The organism is Nisaea sp., assembly GCF_965216895.1.
GTDB lineage: Bacteria > Pseudomonadota > Alphaproteobacteria > Thalassobaculales > Thalassobaculaceae > Nisaea.
This window is the reverse complement of record NZ_OZ244205.1, coordinates 2683249-2699001: the sequence shown is the minus strand read 5'-3', so window position 1 is coordinate 2699001 and position 15753 is coordinate 2683249. Positions and strand designations below refer to the sequence as shown.

Genomic DNA, 15753 nt, shown 5'->3' with positions numbered 1-15753 from the left:
CTCTCTCCCTCAGGCCGCCGACAGGAATGACTGGCCGTGCGGCATGTCGGCGATCCCGAGATGCCGCGCCAGGCTCTGGCCGACATCGGCGAAGCTGGCGAGATGACCGACCGGTCCGTCGGGCCGGGCGCCGCCGCCGGCGAGCACCGGCACGTTCTCGCGGGTATGGTCGCTGCCCTTCCAGGTCGGATCGCAGCCATGGTCCGCGGTGATGACGGCAAGATCGCCGGGACCGAGCAGGAGCTCGAATTGCGGCAAGCGGCGGTCGAAATGCTCCAGCGCCGCCGCATAGCCCGCCGGGTCGCGGCGATGGCCGAAATGGACATCGAAATCGACGAAATTCGCCACGAGGAGGGTATTCTCGCCGGCCGCTTTCGTCTCGCTGAGCAACAGGTCGAACATCGCGTCATTGTCCGGCGCCTTCACCTCGCGGCCGGTGCCGTCATGGGCGAAGATATCGCCGATCTTGCCGACGGAGATCACCGGGCCGCCCCGGTCCGTGTGGCGGCGCAGCAGGGTCGGCTCCGGCGGCAGCACGGAATAGTCGCGCCGGTTCGCCGTGCGCCGGAAGGTCTCCGGTGTCTCGCCGCTGAAGGGCCGGGCGATGACCCGGCCGATATTCAGTGGGTCCACGAGATCGCGTGCGGTCTCGCAGAGGCTCAGCAGCCGCTCCAGGCCGAAATGCTCCTCGTGCGCGGCGATCTGCAGCACGCTGTCGGCGGAGGTATAGATGATCGGCTTGCCGCTTTCGATATGCTCCGCACCCAGCTCCTCGATGATGACGGTCCCGCTCGCATGACGGTCGCCGAGCCAGCCGGGCAGGCGGCCGGCTTCGACGAGTTTCTCCATCAACTCGCGCGGGAAGCAGGGCTGCGTCTCCGGGAAATAACCCCAGTCGAAGCTGACCGGGACGCCGCAGAGCTCCCAGTGTCCGCTCGGCGTGTCCTTGCCGTTGCTGGTCTCCGAGGCAAAGCCCCAGGCGGCATCGGCAGGCGCCCGGACAAGGCCCGGGGGCAGGTGTCCGGTGCTCGCTTCAGCGGCACTGCCGAGGCCCAGGCGGCAGAGATTGGGCAGGCGCAACGGTCCGCTCCGTTCCGCGTTGTCGCCCCGTCCGGCGGCGCAGGCCTGCGCGACGTGGCCCACCGTGTCCGATCCGCTGTCGCCGAACGCGGCGGCGTCCGCGGCGCCGCCGATGCCGACGGAATCGAGCACAATGAGGAAGGCGCGGGTCATGCAGTCACGGTCTCCAAAATGACGGGGCCCGGCGCCTCTGCCGTGTCGCCGATCGTGAAGGCTTGTTTCAGCGTTGCCTCCGCGCGTTCCGCGTCTGCCGCGCTGCGAGCATGCACGAGGGCGAGCGGATGGCCGGGACCGACCTCCTCGCCGAGCCCGGCGATTTCTGTTAGGCCGACCGAGTGATCGATCCGTTCCTCGGCCCGGCGACGGCCGCCTCCGAGTTCGACCACGGCAAGGCCGACCTGCCGTGTATCGATCGCCTTCACCTTGCCGGGTGTGTCCGGCAGGACGGCGGCGGTATGCGATGCGGTCTGCAGGGCCGAACTTTCGTGCAGCAGGTGGGTCGGTCCGCCGAGGCCGGAGACCATGCGCTCGAAGCGTTCGGCTGCGGCGCCGGAGGCGAGGGTGCGGAGCAGGGCGGCGCGGGCGGCTTCCCGGTCCGCGGCAACGCCGCCGGTCACCAGCATCTCGGCGCCGAGGGCGACGACAGCCTCGTGCAGCCGTTCGTCCCGCCGCTCTCCGGTCAGGTAGTCGATCACTTCACGGATCTCGAGCGCATTGCCGACGGAATGGCCGAGCACCTGGTTCATGTCGGTGATGAGGGCCGTGGTCGGCAGCCCGGCCCCGTTTGCCACGTCGACGATGGAGCGGGCGAGGGCGCGGGAGCCGCCGAGATCGGGCATGAAGGCGCCGGAGCCGGTCTTCACGTCCATTGCGAGGCCCTGCAGGCCGGCGGCCAGTTTCTTCGAGAGGATCGAGGCGGTGATGAGCGGGATGGATTCCACCGTCGCGGTCACATCGCGCACGGCGTAGAAACGCCGGTCGGCGGGCGCCAGGTCCTCGGTCTGGCCGATGATGGCGCAGCCTGCCTGGGCGACCACCTGACGGAAGCGCTTCACTGGCGGCGCGGTGTCGTAGCCATGGATCGAATCGAGCTTGTCCAGCGTGCCGCCTGTATGGCCGAGACCGCGACCGGATATCATCGGCACGTAGCCGCCGGCCGCCGCAACCATAGGCGCCAGCATGATGCTGACCTTGTCGCCGACGCCGCCGGTCGAATGCTTGTCGAGCACCGGCCCTCCGAGATCGTCCGGATCCCATTCGAGAACGCTGCCGCTGTCCCGCATCGCCAGTGTCAGCGCGACGGTTTCCCCCGTCTCCATGCCATTGAGGAACGCAGCCATGCCGAAGGCGGCGATCTGCGCCGGGCTGGCCTCGTCCTGCGCCATGCGTTCGACGAAGAGTGCGATCTCCCCGTCCGAGAGCGTCTTGCCGTCGCGCTTCTTCCGGATAATCTCCTGCGTCAGCATGTCCTGGTTCTATTGCTCCGAGTCGAGGGTGGTCAGAAGCGCATCCAGCAGACTGCTTGCGCCAAAGCGGAAAGTCTCCGGCGTCGCCCAGTCGGAGCCCATGATCTTGTCGGCGAGATGGAGGTAGGCGGCGGCCTGCGCCGTTGTGCGGATACCGCCGGACGGTTTGAGGCCGACCGGCCGGCCGCTGTCGCGGATCGCCTCCAACATGATGTGGGCGGCCTCGAGAGTCGCCGACACCCGCGTCTTGCCGGTCGAGGTCTTGATGAAATCCGCCCCGGCGGCAATGGCGTCGCGCGCGGAACCGGCGATGGCGTCCCCGGTTTGCAACCGGCCGGTTTCGAGGATGACTTTCAGATGCGCCTTGTCGCCGCATTCCGCCTTGCAGGCCGAGACCAGGTCGCCCGCGAGCTCCCGGTGCCCGTTCAGCCAGGCCTCGTAGGGCCAGACCACGTCGACTTCGTCGGCGCCGTCGCGTACGCATTGGTGCGTGGTTTCGACCGCCGCCGCGATGTCGGGCCGGCCGTGCGGGAAGTTCGCCACGGTGGCGACCCGGATGCCGGTGTCCTCAAGCGCACTCTTTGCCTGGGCGACGAAGCGCGGCCAGATGCAGACGGCCGCGACCTTGCCGCAGGGCGTCTCCGCCCGGTTCAGCAGGGCGGCCACGATGTCCGGGCAGTCGTCATCCCCGAGGCTCGTCAGATCGAGCATGGAGAGAGCCCGTGCGGCGTCGGCGTCAGTCATGGACCGGATCCTTCAGGAAATGCAGCAGCAGCTTGGTCATGGATTCGGCGATCGTCGCCCCCTGCGCCAGGGTGTGCGCATGGTCGAGAATCTCGTTCGCGACCATGCCGGCACCGAAGTTGGTTATACCGGAAATTGCGGCAATCTTCAGGCCGGCGTGGCGTGCGGCCAGCACTTCCGGCACTGTCGACATGCCGACAGCATCGGCACCGAGGATACGGAAAGCTCGGATTTCCGCAGGGGTCTCGAAGTTCGGTCCAAGCGCCCAGAGATAGACGCCCTCGTGCAGCACCACGTTCTCCGCCTTCGCGCTGCGCATCAGCGCCGCGTGCAGCGCCGTGTCGTAGGCCGTCGTCATGTCGAAGAAGCGCGGCCCCAGAGTGGCGTCGTTCGGGCCGGTCAGCGGATTGGCGCCGGACCAGTTGATATGGTCGGTCAGCATCATCAGGCTGCCGGGCGCCATATCCTCGCGCAGGCTTCCGGCGGCATTGGTCAGGATCAGGGTCTCGACCCCGAGCGCTTCCATCGCCCGCACCGGCAGCACCACGTCGGAGAGCGGATGCCCCTCATAGGCATGGGCCCGGCCCTGCAGCACGAAGATCTTGCGCCCGGAGAGCGTGCCGTGGACGAGCTTTCCGTGATGACCGTCGACGCTCGGTTTCGGAAATCCGGGGATATCGGCGAAGGAGACAGAGGCGGAATCTTCCACCGCGTCGGCCACGTCGCCAAGTCCGCTACCGAGCACCAGAGCGATTTTCGCATCCCGTTGCGGAAGCGCTTTGCGGATCGCGACGGCCGCATCGTAGTAGGGGGTCACGTGCGCTCCTTTACGTAGGGTGTGCCGCTTGCCTTCGGCGCCACCGCCTTGCCGATAAAGCCCGCAAGCAGCACCACCGTCAGGATATAGGGAAGCGCCTGGATGAGCTGAACCGGGAAGGTGCCGATCACCGGGAGTTCGACCCCCTGCAGGCGTACGGCGAGGGCGTCGAGGAAACCGAAGAGCAGGCAGGCGAAGAGCGTCGGTACGGGCTTCCATTTGCCGAAGATCATCGCCGCCAGCGCCATGTAGCCCTTGCCCGCGGTCATGTCGCGCACGAAGGCGGCGGAGTGCGCGGTCGAGAGATAGGCTCCGGCGATGCCGCAGAGCAGGCCGGCGATCGCCATCGCACTGTAACGCAGGCGGGCGACGCTGATCCCCGCGGTATCGACCGCTGCCGGGTTCTCCCCGACCGCGCGCAGGCGCAGGCCGAAGCGGGTGCGGTAGACCACCCACCAGGTCAGCGGGACCATGGCGAGTGCGAGATAGACCAGGAAATTGTGGCCGCTGATCACCTCGGCATAGACGCTGCCGATGACCGGAATGCTGCGTGCCGCCTCGGCGAAGGGCAGGGCGTGCTCGGTGAATCGGAAGTCGGCGTCCAGCGTCGGCGTGCGGCCGCCCTGGTGGAACCAGGCGATGCCGAGCACGACGGTGAGGCCCGACGCGATCACGTTGATGGCGACCCCGCTGACCACCTGGTTGCCGCGGTGGGTGATGCAGGCGAAACCGTGCAGCAGGGCCAGCGCGACCGAGACGAGGATGGCGACGACAAGACCCGCCCAGGCTGAACCGGTGGCAGCGGCGGTCGCGGCGGCGGCGAAGGCGGCCGCCAGCATCTTGCCCTCGAGACCGATATCGATGACGCCGGAACGTTCGGAAAAGAGTCCTGCCATGGCGGCGAGGATCAGGGGCGTTGCGACCCGGAGCGTGGCATCCAGGGTGAGCAGGGCGAGGAGATAGGCTTCTTCCATCGTGCCCTCCTAGCCCCGCACCGCGGCGAGGCGGCCGACCAGCCGCGCCACCATCGGGTTGAACATGTAGGCGAGCGCGCCCGAGAACAGGATGATCAGGCCCTGGATCACCACCACCATGTCGCGGGTGATCTGCTCGAACTCGAAATCGAGCTCCGCCCCGCCCTGATAGAGCGCGCCGAACAGCAGGCTGGCGAGCACGATGCCGACAGGATGGTTGCGGCCCATCAGCGCGACGGCGATGCCGGTGAAGCCGTAGCCTGCTGTGAAGTTCAGCAGCAGCCTGTGCTGCACGCCCATGATCTCGTTGATCCCGACCATGCCGGCGAGCGCGCCGGAGAGTGCCATGGTCCAGAACACGGTTTTCTTCGGGTCGATCCCGGCATAGACCGCCGCGGTCTCGTTCCGGCCCACTGTGCGGATCGCGTAGCCCCAGCGTGTGCGCCAGATGAAGACCGTCACCAGCACGGCGGCGACCAGCGCGATCAGGAAGGAGAGATTGAGCGGCGAGCCGGATATATCGACGCCGAGGATGGCGGCGATCTCGCGCGCCATGGGCAGCCACGCGCCCTCGGCGAATTCCCGGCTTTCCGGGGACATCTGTCCGGGCTTGATCAGGACATTGACCATCAGGTGCACCATCAGCGCCGAGGCGATGAAGTTGAACATGATGGTGGTGATCACGATGTGGCTGCCGCGATAGGCTTGCAGCCAGCCCGGTACCGCGGCCCAGGCGCCGCCGAAGAGCGCGGCGGCGAGCATCGCCAGCGGCAGGATCGCGTACCAGGGCAGCCAGCCGTCGAGCGCGAGGATCAGCAGTCCGACCCCGAGTCCGCCGATATAGGCCTGGCCCTCGCCGCCGATATTGAACAGTCCGGCATGGAAGGCGATCGCCACGGCGAGCCCGGTGAAGATGAAGTTGGTGGTGTAGTAGAGCGTGTAGCCGATCGCCTCGTCATACCCGAAGGCACCGTAGAGCATCACCTCGAGCGCCTGCAGCGGATCTTCGCCGAGAGCGAGAATGACGAGTGCCGAGACCAGCAGCGCGGCAAGGATGTTCAGGGCCGGAATGACGCCGATATCGACCCAACGCGGCAGTTTGAGCGGTTGGCTCATGCGACCTCGGCTTCGTCTTCGGGAATGTCGGCCATCATCAGGCCGATGCGGCGCGGATCGGCCTCGGCGGCGTCCATTTCGCCGACGATGCGGCCGGCCGACATCACGAGGATGCGGTCGGAGAGCGACATGATCTCGTCGAGCTCGACGGATACCAGCAGCACCGCGACACCCCGGTCGCGCATCTGGACCAGCGTGTTGTGGATGAACTCGATGGCGCCGATATCGACGCCGCGGGTCGGCTGGCCGACCAGCAGCAGCTTCGGCTTGGTCTCCAGTTCGCGCGCCAGCACGATCTTCTGCTGGTTGCCGCCGGAAAACATGGCGGCAGTCAGCTCCGGGTTCGGCGGGCGGACGTCGTATCTTTCCATTTCGGCCGCGCAGTCGGCGAGAGCGGCCTCCCGGTCGAGCAGAAGGCCGCGGTTGAAGTCCGGCCAGTCATGATGGCCGAGAATGTGGTTCTCGTGGGCGGAGAAGGCGGTGACGAGGCCCATCTGGTGGCGGTCCTCCGGCACGTGCGCGATGCCGAGGCGGCGCGCCTCGTGCGGATCGAGCGGCTCCTCCGGTCCCACGGTCCGGATGCCGTTCACGCTGAAGGCGCCGTCGGAGAGCGGCCGGATGCCGGCCAGCGCCTGCAACAGTTCGCTCTGGCCGTTGCCGGCGACCCCGGCGACCCCGACGATCTCGCCGGCGCGGACCCCGAAAGATGCGCTCTTCACGCGTTCGACACCGCGGCTGTCGGTGACGCTCAGGTCCTCGACCGAGAGCACGGTGTCCTTCGCGTCGGCGGGCGCCTTGTCGACCCGGAGCAGGACCTTGCGGCCGACCATGAGTTCGGCCAACTCCTCGGCACTGGTCTCCGAGGTCGTGCGGTGCGCGACCATCTCGCCCTGGCGCATCACGGAAACCGAGTCCGTCGCGGCCAGGATCTCGCGCAGCTTGTGGGTGATCAGAATGATGGTGACGCCGCGCTCTCTCAGTGCGGCGAGAATTTCGAAGAGGCGGTCGGCCTCCTGCGGAGTCAGTACCCCGGTCGGCTCGTCGAGTACCAGGATGCGGGCGCCGCGGACCAGCGCCTTCAGGATCTCGACCCGCTGCTGCTGTCCGACCGAGAGGTCGGCGACCAGCTCGTCCGGATCGACGGCAAGACCATAGTCCTTCGACAGACGCGCAAGTTCCCGGCGGGTCGCCTGCTGGCCGGCTTCCAGAAGGGCGCCGCCTTCTGAGCCGAGCATGACGTTGTCGAGCACGCTCATGGTTTCCACCAGCATGAAATGCTGATGCACCATGCCGATGCCGAGGTCGATCGCGGCCCGGCTCGACTCGATGGTGGCGGTCCTGCCGTCGACCAGGATCTCGCCTGCATCGGCCTGATAGAAGCCGTAGAGGATCGACATCAGGGTCGATTTGCCGGCACCGTTCTCGCCGACGATGCCGTGGATCGTTCCGGGCATGACCCGGAGCGTCACGTCGCGGTTCGCCCGGACCGGCCCGAAGCTCTTGCAGATGCCCTTCAATTCGATGGCGGGCGGTTTTTCACCGCCCGCCATGGGCCAAGTGTTTCCGGAAGTCATTCCTTTGATGATGCCCGGGGATCAGTACGGGCAGGTATTGTCGGCCATGTAGTCATGGACCTTGATCTCGCCCGACTTGATGCCGGCCTCCGCCTTCGCAACCAGTGCCTTCATCTCGTCAGAGATGAGTGCCTGGTTGTGTTCGTCCAGTGCCCAGCCGACGCCGTTCTCACCGAGGCCAAGCACGTTGATGCCGGGCTTCAGCTCGCCGTTCTTGCCTGCCATGAAGACGTTGTAGGCGGCGATATCCACGCGCTTGAGCATCGAGGTCAGCATGGTGCCCGGATGCAGGTAGTTCTGGTTGCTGTCGACGCCGATGGCGTACTTGCCGGCATCGTCGGCGGCCTGCAGCACGCCGAGGCCGGTGGAGCCGGCGGCGGCGAAGACCACGTCGGAACCGCGGTCGAACTGGCTACGGGCCAGTTCCGCGCCCTTGGTCGGATCGTTCCAGGCGGCCGGCGTGCTGCCGGTCATGTTCTGGATCACCTTGATATCCTTGTTGGCCCACTGCGCGCCGCCCACATAGCCGCAGGCGAAGCGGCGGATCAGCGGAATGTCCATGCCGCCGACGAAACTGATGGTGCCGGTCTTGGAGGCCTTGGCGGCGAGCACGCCGACCAGGAACGAGCCTTCATGCTCGTTGAAGACGATGGACTGCACGTTCGGCACGTCCACCACGCTGTCGATAATGGCGAAGCTGGTATCCGGATATTCCTTCGCGACCTTCTCGATCGCCGGGCCCTGGGCGAAGCCGACACCGAGGATCGGGTTGGCGCCGCGCCGCGCCATGCGCCGGATCGCCTGTTCGCGCTGGGTCTCGTTGGTGACCTCGAATTCCAGATACTTGACGCCGCTTTCCTTCGCGAAGCGCTCGGCCCCCTCGTAGACGCCCTCGTTGAAGCTCTTGTCGAACTTTCCGCCCATGTCGAAGACGACGGCCGGCTTGAATTCCGCGGCTTCGGCGGCGGCGCCGAGACCGATCGCGGCGACTGCCGCCAGTACCCACTGTTTCATTTTTTGCCATCCCTGTTTATTGAGGTCCATCGGACCCGTTCACGGACTGCATTCCGTGGCGACAGTCTAAGAAAGAAAGACAACGGAGTCCTTAGTCTTTTACCAACTGGTCGAAGCGCGCACCGGTGTTCCGTGTGCCCGCGGCGGAGTACCCGATGAGCGCACCGCGCCTCAAGTCGAAATTGCTGGTCCAGGCCGGCCTGCGCCAGTGCATGGCGCTCGGGATCATGGCGACCGTGGCGCGGTCCGGCGACGATGACGCCGGCGCGGTCTATCTGAAGATCAACCGACTCGGTCCCGGATTCACGATCCTGGCACTCGCCCGTGAACTCGACGGCAGCCTGGCCTGGCGTTCACGCACTGGCGAGGCGCCGGTGCCCGAAGAGGAGGCGGATGCGGTACTTGAGCGCGAACGCCGGATCGATCCGGATATCTGGGTGCTGGAAATCGAGGACCGGGAAGGCCGTAACCCACTTGAAGGCGCGCTTTTCCTCTGAGGCGACAGCTGTAGGCCCTCACGCGAACGGTACCCGTTCGCCTCCGGAACATCCCCCGATATTGCAATTTTCCAATCCGGTCATACTTCAGGTCGGTCTTGAATTGCGCCGGAGGGACCGCGCCCCATGGAGGTCAATGCCGATTTCTCGCGCTTCGTCGCGACCGACAGCACCCGGTTGCCCTGGGTGTCGTCGCCGATGCCCGGCGTCGACCGGCGCATGCTGGACAGGATCGGCGAGGAGGTGGCGCGGGCGACGACCATCGTGCGCTACGCGGCGGACAGCAAATTCTCCGCCCACACCCACGGCGGCGGCGAGGAATTCCTCGTGCTCGACGGCGTTTTCTCCGACGAGCATGGCGACTACGGGCCGGGCATGTATGTCCGGAATCCGGTGGGCTCCAGCCATACACCCTTCACCCGTTCGGGTTGTACGATCTTCGTGAAACTCTGGCAGATGCGCGAAGAGGATCGGGAGTTCGTCCGCATCGACACGCGTTCGCCGGACGCCCGCTGGGAAGAGGGGGCCGCGGACGGGATCGCCGTCCTGCCGCTCTTCGATGCCGAGGACGAGCATGTCTACCTTACCCGCTACGAGGCGGGTACGGCGCAGCCGCCTTTCGAGATGGCGGGCGGCGGAGAGTTTCTTGTCCTGGAAGGTAAGGTCGAGAGCGGCGGCGTCGGCTACGGGGCCGGGAGCTGGCTGCGTTTTCCGAAAGGGTCGCGCGCCGATTTCACCGCGCCGGAAAAGGCGCTGGTCTGGACCAAGACCGGCCATCTGGCCGGTCTTGGGTCCGGAAAGTAGTTACTCGGCGTCGGCCGCGACCTGGACCTTGACCATTTTGTCCGGGTCGACCGGCGGCTCGCCGCGCTTGATCATGTCGACATATTCCATGCCTTCGACCACCTCGCCCCAGACGGTGTACTGGCCGTCGAGGAAGCGGGCGTCCTTGAAGCAGATGAAGAACTGGCTGTCGGCGCTGTTCGGGTTCTGCGAGCGGGCCGCGCCCACGGTGCCGCGTGCGAACGGCGCATCGGAGAATTCCGCGTCCAGCTTCTGGCCGGAGCCGCCCATGCCGGAGCCGGTGGGATCGCCGGTCTGCGCCATGAATCCCTCGATCACACGGTGGAAGACGATGCCGTCATAGAAGCCCTCGCGCGCGAGTTCCTTCACCCGCGCGACATGTTTCGGCGCCAGGTCCGGCTTCAGTTCGACGACCACGCGGCCGTGGTCGAGGTCGATATAGAGTTGGTTTTCCTGATCGCTCACGTTTCGATCCTTTTTGTTATGTGTGGTCGGCCCCTAGAGACTTGAGCCGGTTTACTTGACGTCCGACGCGACGCGCAGCGAGACGATATGATCCGGGTTCGCCGGCGGTTCGCCGCGCTTGATCATGTCGACATATTCCATGCCCTTCGAGACCACGCCCCAGACCGTATACTGGCCGTTCAGGAACTGGCAGTCCTGGAAGCAAATGAACCACTGGCTGTCTGCGCTGTTCGGGTTGCGTGACCGGGCCGCACCCACGGTGCCGCGCACGAAAGGCGCGTTGCTGAATTCCGCCTTCAGCTTCTGGCCGGAACCGCCCATGCCGGTCCCGGTCGGGTCGCCGGTCTGCGCCATGAAGCCGTCGATCACCCTGTGGAAGATGATGCCGTCGTAGAATTTCTGGCGCGCCAGTTCCTTGATCCGCGCGACGTGGTTCGGCGCGAGGTCCGGACGCAGGGCGATCTCCACCCGTCCGTATTCGAGATCGAGATAGAGCGTGTTATCGGCGTCCGCCGCGCGCGCCGGTCCGCCAAAGGCGATCGCGGCCAGCAGCACCAGCAGGGCGAAGAGACGTCGGGCCATGCAAGCCTCCGTAGTTGAGCGTTTCCGGCGCACCATAGACGACCGCGCTCAGCGGGCAAGAGCGAAGAGGCGGGCCGTGTCGATATGGCTTTCGATATGGTCGGCGAGCCGGTCGAGCACAGTGTCGATCTCGGCTTCGAAGGACGTCTCCGCAAGGCGTGTTGCGCCGAGTTCCTCCAGGAAGACCCGGCGGAAGCCGTCGGCGGCGAACATGCCGTGGACGTAGGAGCCCGCGATACGGCCGTCCGGCGAGGTGGCGCCGTCCTCGTGCGGGCCGCTGCCGCCGTCGATGACGGCGAAGGGGCGAACACGATCCGGGCCGTCGGTTCGTCCGATATGGATTTCGTATCCGGCAATGGCGGTTCCGGACTTGGTCGCTCCCGTGATCCGCGTCAGCGCCTTTTCCGGAGTCAGGACGGTCTCGACATCGAGCAGGCCGAGCCCTTCGGCCGATCCCGCCGGGCCTTCCAGCCCGTCCGGATCGTGTACCATGCGGCCGAGCATCTGGTAGCCGCCGCAGATGCCGAGCACCCGGCCGCCGCGGCGGACATGGGCCGCAATGTCCACGTCCCATCCCTGGCGCCGCAAATCGTTCAGGTCGCCGATGGTCGACTTGGAGCCGGGAATGACGATCAGGGCCGCGTCGCCCGGCAGGCAGCGGCCGGGCCGGACGATGTCAACCGTCACCTCCGGTTCGAGCCGCAGCGGGTCGAGATCGTCGAAATTGGCGATCCGGGAGAGCCGGGGGACGGCGATCTTTACCCGGCCGCCCTCCGCCTGCAGCGTATTCTCGAGTGCGACGGCGTCTTCGGCCGGGAGCTTTCGGGCCTCGGGGAAATAGGGAATGACGCCGAGCGAGGGCCAGCCGGTATGGTCCGTGACGATCCGGAGCCCGGCGTCGAACAGCGAGACGTCGCCTCGAAACTTGTTGATCAGGAAAGCGGCGACGCGGTCCCGCTCTGCAGGCGGGATCACCTTGTGCGTGCCGACCAGCGCGGCGATGACGCCGCCGCGGTCGATGTCGCCGATCAGGACGACCGGACAATCGACCGCTTCCGCAAATCCCATATTGGCGATGTCGCCGGCGCGCAGGTTGACTTCGGCGGGGCTGCCGGCGCCTTCGACAAGGATGAGATCGGCATCGGACCGAAGTCGTTCGAAGCTGTCGCAGACCGCGCTCAGGAGGTCCGGCTTCATCGCCTGGTAGGCGCGCGCCCTGGCATGTCCGCGCACCTTGCCCTGGACCACGACCTGCGCACCGAGGTCGGATTCCGGTTTCAGCAACACCGGGTTCATGTCGGTATGCGGTTCGACTCCGGCAGCGCGCGCCTGCAGCGCCTGCGCCCGGCCGATCTCTCCGCCGTCCACGGTGACCGCTGCGTTGTTGGACATGTTCTGCGGTTTGAAGGGGCGCACGCGAAGACCATGCCGGACAGCCAGCCGGCAAAGCCCGGCGACCAGAACGGATTTCCCGACATCGGAGCCGGTTCCCTGGAACATCAGCGTTTTCGCTCTCATGACAAAGGCCTCTTCGCACGGGCGGGTGAAGGCTGTCACGGAAATCGTAATTCGTGCGTTCTGTTTACGAAATGTTCAGGATTGACGCGTAAAAAGGGTACCAGGCTAGCAAGGCTAAGCTGGCAATTTAAAGTTCGAGCCATCCGACTTCGCTCCCTCCCTCTCGGCTCGGACCAGGGCGGCCTCTCGGGGCCGCCCGCCTATTTCCAGCCTGAAAAAATCCCACGGAAAGCGGCAGAGATCCGCGCGTTTTCGCGCCTGCATTGATATGGAACAAAACCGGTCTTAATTTCTGTATTGACAATCAGTCGCAAGAGTCATCATATGCGAATGACTCTCAATTGCGGAATTCGCACGATGTATGTGTGTCTTTGCAACGGCTTTACCAATCGCTGTGTGGACCGGGCGATCGACTCGGGCGCGCGGACCGTGGGACAGGTCTATCAGAACGTCGGATGCCGTCCGCAATGCGGGACCTGCAGAAACACAATCCGGGAGCAGATCGCCGCTCGTACGAGTGAGGCCGAACTCGCCGTGACGGATGCTGCCTAGGTCAGCCGATCTTACCTAAGTCCCTGTAAAATTGAATGTTATTCGCAGTATTGATTCCGCGAAGCCGCTTGGAATTATTCTAAAGACTGCTATGTTCGGCCTCAGGATATTCATTCTGGAGCAAGGCCGATGAAGGGCGACAAGAAGGTTCTCGAGTTTCTGAACGCCGGTTTGAAAGGCGAACTCACTGCGATCAACCAGTACTTCCTGCATGCCAAGATGCTGCAGGACTGGGGTTTTTCGAAGCTCGGCAAGCATGAATACGACGAATCCATCGACGAGATGAAACACGCGGAAGAGCTCATCGCCCGCATCCTTTTCCTCGAAGGGATTCCGAATCTGCAGTATCTCGAAAAGCTGCTGATCGGCGAGGATATCAAGGAGATCTTCGAGGGTGACCTGAAGCTCGAACTCGACGGGATCAAGAATTACAAGGCTGGCATCGCCCATTGCGAGAAGGTGGGCGACTATGTGACCCGCGATCTCTTCGCCAAGATCCTCGAGGACGAGGAAGGCCATGTCGATTACATCGAGACCCAGCTCGGTATGATCGAGAAGATGGGCATCCAGAACTACATGCTGCTGCAGTCCGAAGCAAACCAGATGGACTGATCCGGTACGCCGGACAGACACCGCATCGGGAGAGGCACCCCGCACGCGAGAGCGGGGTGCCTTTTTCGTTGGCGCCTAGCCGCGGCCCCGGCAACGAGGCTGCGCGCCCGTACCGTAGAGCGCCGCCGAAAGCTGCTGGGCCGCATGCGCCGTCGCGGCGGCGCCGGGAGCGTCCATCCACATTCCGAGGCGCGTTGCGGCGAGGTCCCGTTGTCCGTCCCGCGCGGCGTTCAGGATCCGCAGCAGAACAAGCTCATCGACGCTGATCGGGGCCGAGGGGGCGGTGGCGATGGCAAGCCTGCGCCGGTTTGCGAGAACGAGCAGTGTCATCATGCGATTGAGCGGCGCCATGGCCGCGACCAGGCCGGAGAACTCGAAGGTCTCGAGCAACGGGCCGGTCGCGCAGCGACGTTCCCGATGTGCCTGCATCCAGTTGCGCATCGCCCAGAGGATGAGCGCGTCGAATTCCCGGATCGCCGGTTCGGAGGTTCCGGCGGGGGACGGTCCGTTGCCCGTGCGCGCCTCCATGGCGATTGCCCCGGTAAGTAGTTGCAGCACGTCCTGTCCCTCCCAGCGTGTCGTCGGGACAAGGTAATGATTTTGAGAATGAGTTGCAATTATATTTTTGTTAACCGACGCATCAGCCGCCGGGAGATTTTGCCAATGCCAGTCCGGCTTCGATGATGGTCCCGAGCGCTGTTTCGGTATCGCCGGGATCAATGGTCCCGGCTGCACCGATGGCCTTGGCCGCAAGTTGGTCGTCGCGTGCCATACGGACTAAGAGCTGCGAGAGGGCCTTCCCTGGAAATTCCTTCTCCGGATTGTTCACCACCTGGATCGCGCCGAGGGATTCGATCCGGCGTGCGGTCACCAGATGCTCGAGGTTCCAGGGGACGATCGCCTGCGGCGTTCCGGCCATCGCGCCGGCGACGGCGGTCGAGAGACCGCCGTGGTGCACCAGCAGCCGCGCCTTCGGCATGATCTCGTTGAAGGGCAGCGGATCGGGGCTGACCCGAAAGGTCGCGGTGCTCTGCTGCGCCGCCTGCTGGGGCCCCAGCCCGCTGATATAGGCCCGGACGTTGAGCTTGCTCCGACTGAGCGCGTCGATCACCGTCCGGAGGCTCGGATGGCTACGCGGCATGTAGAAGAAAACGCCGTCTTCCGCGCGCTGCTCCAAGGGCAGGGGCCGGATCCCGGTCGGCATGTTGAAGGGCGGCAGGGTTCCCTCGCTCCGGCTCTCCGCATAGGGATCGACGATCGGCAGGGTGAGCGGAAAGGAACGGTCGCCGTGGAAGGCGTCGCTCAGGAAGACAAGCTGCTCCTCGCCGCGCAGGCGGAGCACCTTGTTGATGATCTCCAGCAGCCGTGTCTCATGCTCTTTCGAGAACGTTTCCAGCTTGCTCTGCCAAGGCCGGATCGGCGGCATTTCGCGCCCGCCCGGCGGCATGGTATAGCCATTCCCGATGGTCAGCGACGGCACGCGCCGGCGCGCCGCGATGTTCAGCGTCGGGCTGAAATCGCCGATCACGAGATCCGGCTGTACGGCGGCGAGAAGCCCGCACCAGGCTTCGAGTCGGGTGGCGAAACCCGCTTCGTTGCCATAGCCGATCAGGGTCAGCACGTCGGCGAAGGAATGGGTCGGGACCTGACGCGCCTTCGGATCCGTCGGCATGCGCCAGTTCGGAATCGGCAGCAAATGGTAGCCCTTCGGCAGGCGGGCGGTGGCCGGGTTCCAGAACGCGTCCGCACGCTCGTTTTCCTGCAGGGCGAGGAAGATTTCCGCGCCCCGCTCCCGGAACGCCCGCGCGATCGGCTTGATCCGATTGATATGGCCGAGACCGGCGCCGAATTCCCACCCGAATAGAATACGCATGAACCCGTGGCTTTTCAGTGTCTTGAATTCTTCGCATAGTGACGACGCAGATTCGGAAAGCAAGT

The 15753-nt window shown here is 65.4% G+C and carries 17 protein-coding genes; 4 read left to right on the top strand and 13 right to left on the bottom strand.

Annotated elements, in window-relative coordinates; genetic code table 11:
- Positions 1 to 9: 9 nt before the first annotated feature.
- The 8 genes from ACOOE1_RS12965 to ACOOE1_RS12930 are packed head-to-tail and all read right to left on the bottom strand — an operon-like array spanning position 10 to position 8785.
- Complete coding sequence (locus ACOOE1_RS12965; protein ID WP_420402614.1) at positions 10 to 1233, bottom strand: phosphopentomutase; 1224 nt, start codon at positions 1231 to 1233, stop codon at positions 10 to 12.
- Positions 1230 to 2546 carry a thymidine phosphorylase gene (gene deoA, locus ACOOE1_RS12960; RefSeq protein WP_420402613.1) on the bottom strand — a complete coding sequence of 439 codons (1317 nt, stop codon included), beginning with the start codon at positions 2544 to 2546 and terminating at the stop codon, positions 1230 to 1232. Before deoA ends, ACOOE1_RS12965 begins: the two co-directional genes overlap by 4 nt.
- Positions 2547 to 2555: 9 nt before the next feature.
- Complete coding sequence (gene deoC / locus ACOOE1_RS12955; protein ID WP_420402612.1) at positions 2556 to 3290, bottom strand: deoxyribose-phosphate aldolase; 735 nt, start codon at positions 3288 to 3290, stop codon at positions 2556 to 2558.
- Positions 3283 to 4107: a purine-nucleoside phosphorylase gene (locus ACOOE1_RS12950; protein ID WP_420402611.1), complete on the bottom strand. Its 825-nt coding sequence runs from the start codon at positions 4105 to 4107 to the stop codon at positions 3283 to 3285. Before ACOOE1_RS12950 ends, deoC begins: the two co-directional genes overlap by 8 nt.
- Complete coding sequence (locus tag ACOOE1_RS12945; RefSeq protein WP_420402610.1) at positions 4104 to 5081, bottom strand: ABC transporter permease; 978 nt, start codon at positions 5079 to 5081, stop codon at positions 4104 to 4106. Before ACOOE1_RS12945 ends, ACOOE1_RS12950 begins: the two co-directional genes overlap by 4 nt.
- 9 nt (positions 5082 to 5090) lie before the next feature.
- Complete coding sequence (locus ACOOE1_RS12940; protein ID WP_420402609.1) at positions 5091 to 6197, bottom strand: ABC transporter permease; 1107 nt, start codon at positions 6195 to 6197, stop codon at positions 5091 to 5093.
- Positions 6194 to 7747 (bottom strand): ABC transporter ATP-binding protein, encoded by a 1554-nt coding sequence (locus tag ACOOE1_RS12935; RefSeq protein ID WP_420402608.1) that lies wholly within the window; start codon positions 7745 to 7747, stop codon positions 6194 to 6196. The genes ACOOE1_RS12940 and ACOOE1_RS12935 overlap by 4 nt, the downstream gene beginning before the upstream one ends.
- A 45-nt stretch (positions 7748 to 7792) precedes the next feature.
- Positions 7793 to 8785 (bottom strand): BMP family lipoprotein, encoded by a 993-nt coding sequence (locus ACOOE1_RS12930; protein WP_420402607.1) that lies wholly within the window; start codon positions 8783 to 8785, stop codon positions 7793 to 7795.
- A 155-nt stretch (positions 8786 to 8940) separates the two neighbouring features.
- Here ACOOE1_RS12930 and ACOOE1_RS12925 point away from each other — a divergent pair, with 155 nt between their 5' ends.
- Positions 8941 to 9282, top strand: coding sequence for a DUF1491 family protein (locus tag ACOOE1_RS12925; RefSeq protein WP_420402606.1), 342 nt, complete (start codon positions 8941 to 8943; stop codon positions 9280 to 9282).
- A gap of 126 nt (positions 9283 to 9408) precedes the next feature.
- Positions 9409 to 10086, top strand: coding sequence for a cupin domain-containing protein (locus ACOOE1_RS12920; protein WP_420402605.1), 678 nt, complete (start codon positions 9409 to 9411; stop codon positions 10084 to 10086).
- On the opposite strand, the gene ACOOE1_RS12915 is transcribed toward ACOOE1_RS12920, so the two are convergent.
- Genes ACOOE1_RS12915 through ACOOE1_RS12905 form a run of 3 tightly spaced genes read right to left on the bottom strand, consistent with a single transcriptional unit; the run spans position 10087 to position 12651 of the window.
- Positions 10087 to 10551 (bottom strand): peptidylprolyl isomerase, encoded by a 465-nt coding sequence (locus ACOOE1_RS12915; RefSeq protein WP_420402604.1) that lies wholly within the window; start codon positions 10549 to 10551, stop codon positions 10087 to 10089. It abuts the gene before it with no gap.
- Between the two features lie 51 nt (positions 10552 to 10602).
- Positions 10603 to 11133, bottom strand: a complete 531-nt coding sequence (locus ACOOE1_RS12910; RefSeq protein WP_420402603.1) for a peptidylprolyl isomerase — start codon at positions 11131 to 11133, stop codon at positions 10603 to 10605.
- A gap of 48 nt (positions 11134 to 11181) precedes the next feature.
- Positions 11182 to 12651, bottom strand: coding sequence for a cobyric acid synthase (locus ACOOE1_RS12905; RefSeq protein WP_420402602.1), 1470 nt, complete (start codon positions 12649 to 12651; stop codon positions 11182 to 11184).
- A gap of 324 nt (positions 12652 to 12975) precedes the next feature.
- Between ACOOE1_RS12905 and ACOOE1_RS12900 the strand changes: the two genes are divergently transcribed.
- Together ACOOE1_RS12900 and bfr are read left to right on the top strand one after the other, a co-directional pair.
- Positions 12976 to 13203, top strand: a complete 228-nt coding sequence (locus ACOOE1_RS12900; RefSeq protein ID WP_420402601.1) for a (2Fe-2S)-binding protein — start codon at positions 12976 to 12978, stop codon at positions 13201 to 13203.
- Between the two features lie 129 nt (positions 13204 to 13332).
- A complete protein-coding gene (bfr, locus tag ACOOE1_RS12895; RefSeq protein ID WP_420402600.1) occupies positions 13333 to 13815 on the top strand; it encodes a bacterioferritin in 483 nt (160 codons plus the stop codon).
- 75 nt (positions 13816 to 13890) lie between these two features.
- Here bfr and ACOOE1_RS12890 read toward each other — a convergent pair whose 3' ends face one another.
- Together ACOOE1_RS12890 and ACOOE1_RS12885 are read right to left on the bottom strand one after the other, a co-directional pair.
- A complete protein-coding gene (locus ACOOE1_RS12890; protein WP_420402599.1) occupies positions 13891 to 14373 on the bottom strand; it encodes a hypothetical protein in 483 nt (160 codons plus the stop codon).
- Positions 14374 to 14455: 82 nt separating this feature from the next.
- The gene (locus ACOOE1_RS12885) at positions 14456 to 15688 is read right to left on the bottom strand and encodes a glycosyltransferase (protein WP_420402598.1); all 1233 of its coding nucleotides are present in this window, start codon (positions 15686 to 15688) and stop codon (positions 14456 to 14458) included.
- Positions 15689 to 15753: the final 65 nt, after the last annotated feature.

Bases quoted from the DNA above. Each gene is read 5' to 3' on its own strand.
- ACOOE1_RS12965 (WP_420402614.1), bottom strand. From the start codon at position 1,233: ATGACCCGCGCCTTCCTCATTGTGCTCGATTCCGTCGGCATCGGCGGC.
- deoA (WP_420402613.1), bottom strand. From the start codon at position 2,546: ATGCTGACGCAGGAGATTATCCGGAAGAAGCGCGACGGCAAGACGCTC.
- deoC (WP_420402612.1), bottom strand. From the start codon at position 3,290: ATGACTGACGCCGACGCCGCACGGGCTCTCTCCATGCTCGATCTGACG.
- ACOOE1_RS12945 (WP_420402610.1), bottom strand. From the start codon at position 5,081: ATGGAAGAAGCCTATCTCCTCGCCCTGCTCACCCTGGATGCCACGCTC.
- ACOOE1_RS12940 (WP_420402609.1), bottom strand. From the start codon at position 6,197: ATGAGCCAACCGCTCAAACTGCCGCGTTGGGTCGATATCGGCGTCATT.
- ACOOE1_RS12935 (WP_420402608.1), bottom strand. From the start codon at position 7,747: ATGGCGGGCGGTGAAAAACCGCCCGCCATCGAATTGAAGGGCATCTGC.
- ACOOE1_RS12930 (WP_420402607.1), bottom strand. From the start codon at position 8,785: ATGAAACAGTGGGTACTGGCGGCAGTCGCCGCGATCGGTCTCGGCGCC.
- ACOOE1_RS12925 (WP_420402606.1), top strand. From the start codon at position 8,941: ATGAGCGCACCGCGCCTCAAGTCGAAATTGCTGGTCCAGGCCGGCCTG.
- ACOOE1_RS12920 (WP_420402605.1), top strand. From the start codon at position 9,409: ATGGAGGTCAATGCCGATTTCTCGCGCTTCGTCGCGACCGACAGCACC.
- ACOOE1_RS12910 (WP_420402603.1), bottom strand. From the start codon at position 11,133: ATGGCCCGACGTCTCTTCGCCCTGCTGGTGCTGCTGGCCGCGATCGCC.
- ACOOE1_RS12905 (WP_420402602.1), bottom strand. From the start codon at position 12,651: ATGAGAGCGAAAACGCTGATGTTCCAGGGAACCGGCTCCGATGTCGGG.
- ACOOE1_RS12900 (WP_420402601.1), top strand. From the start codon at position 12,976: ATGCGAATGACTCTCAATTGCGGAATTCGCACGATGTATGTGTGTCTT.
- bfr (WP_420402600.1), top strand. From the start codon at position 13,333: ATGAAGGGCGACAAGAAGGTTCTCGAGTTTCTGAACGCCGGTTTGAAA.
- ACOOE1_RS12885 (WP_420402598.1), bottom strand. From the start codon at position 15,688: ATGCGTATTCTATTCGGGTGGGAATTCGGCGCCGGTCTCGGCCATATC.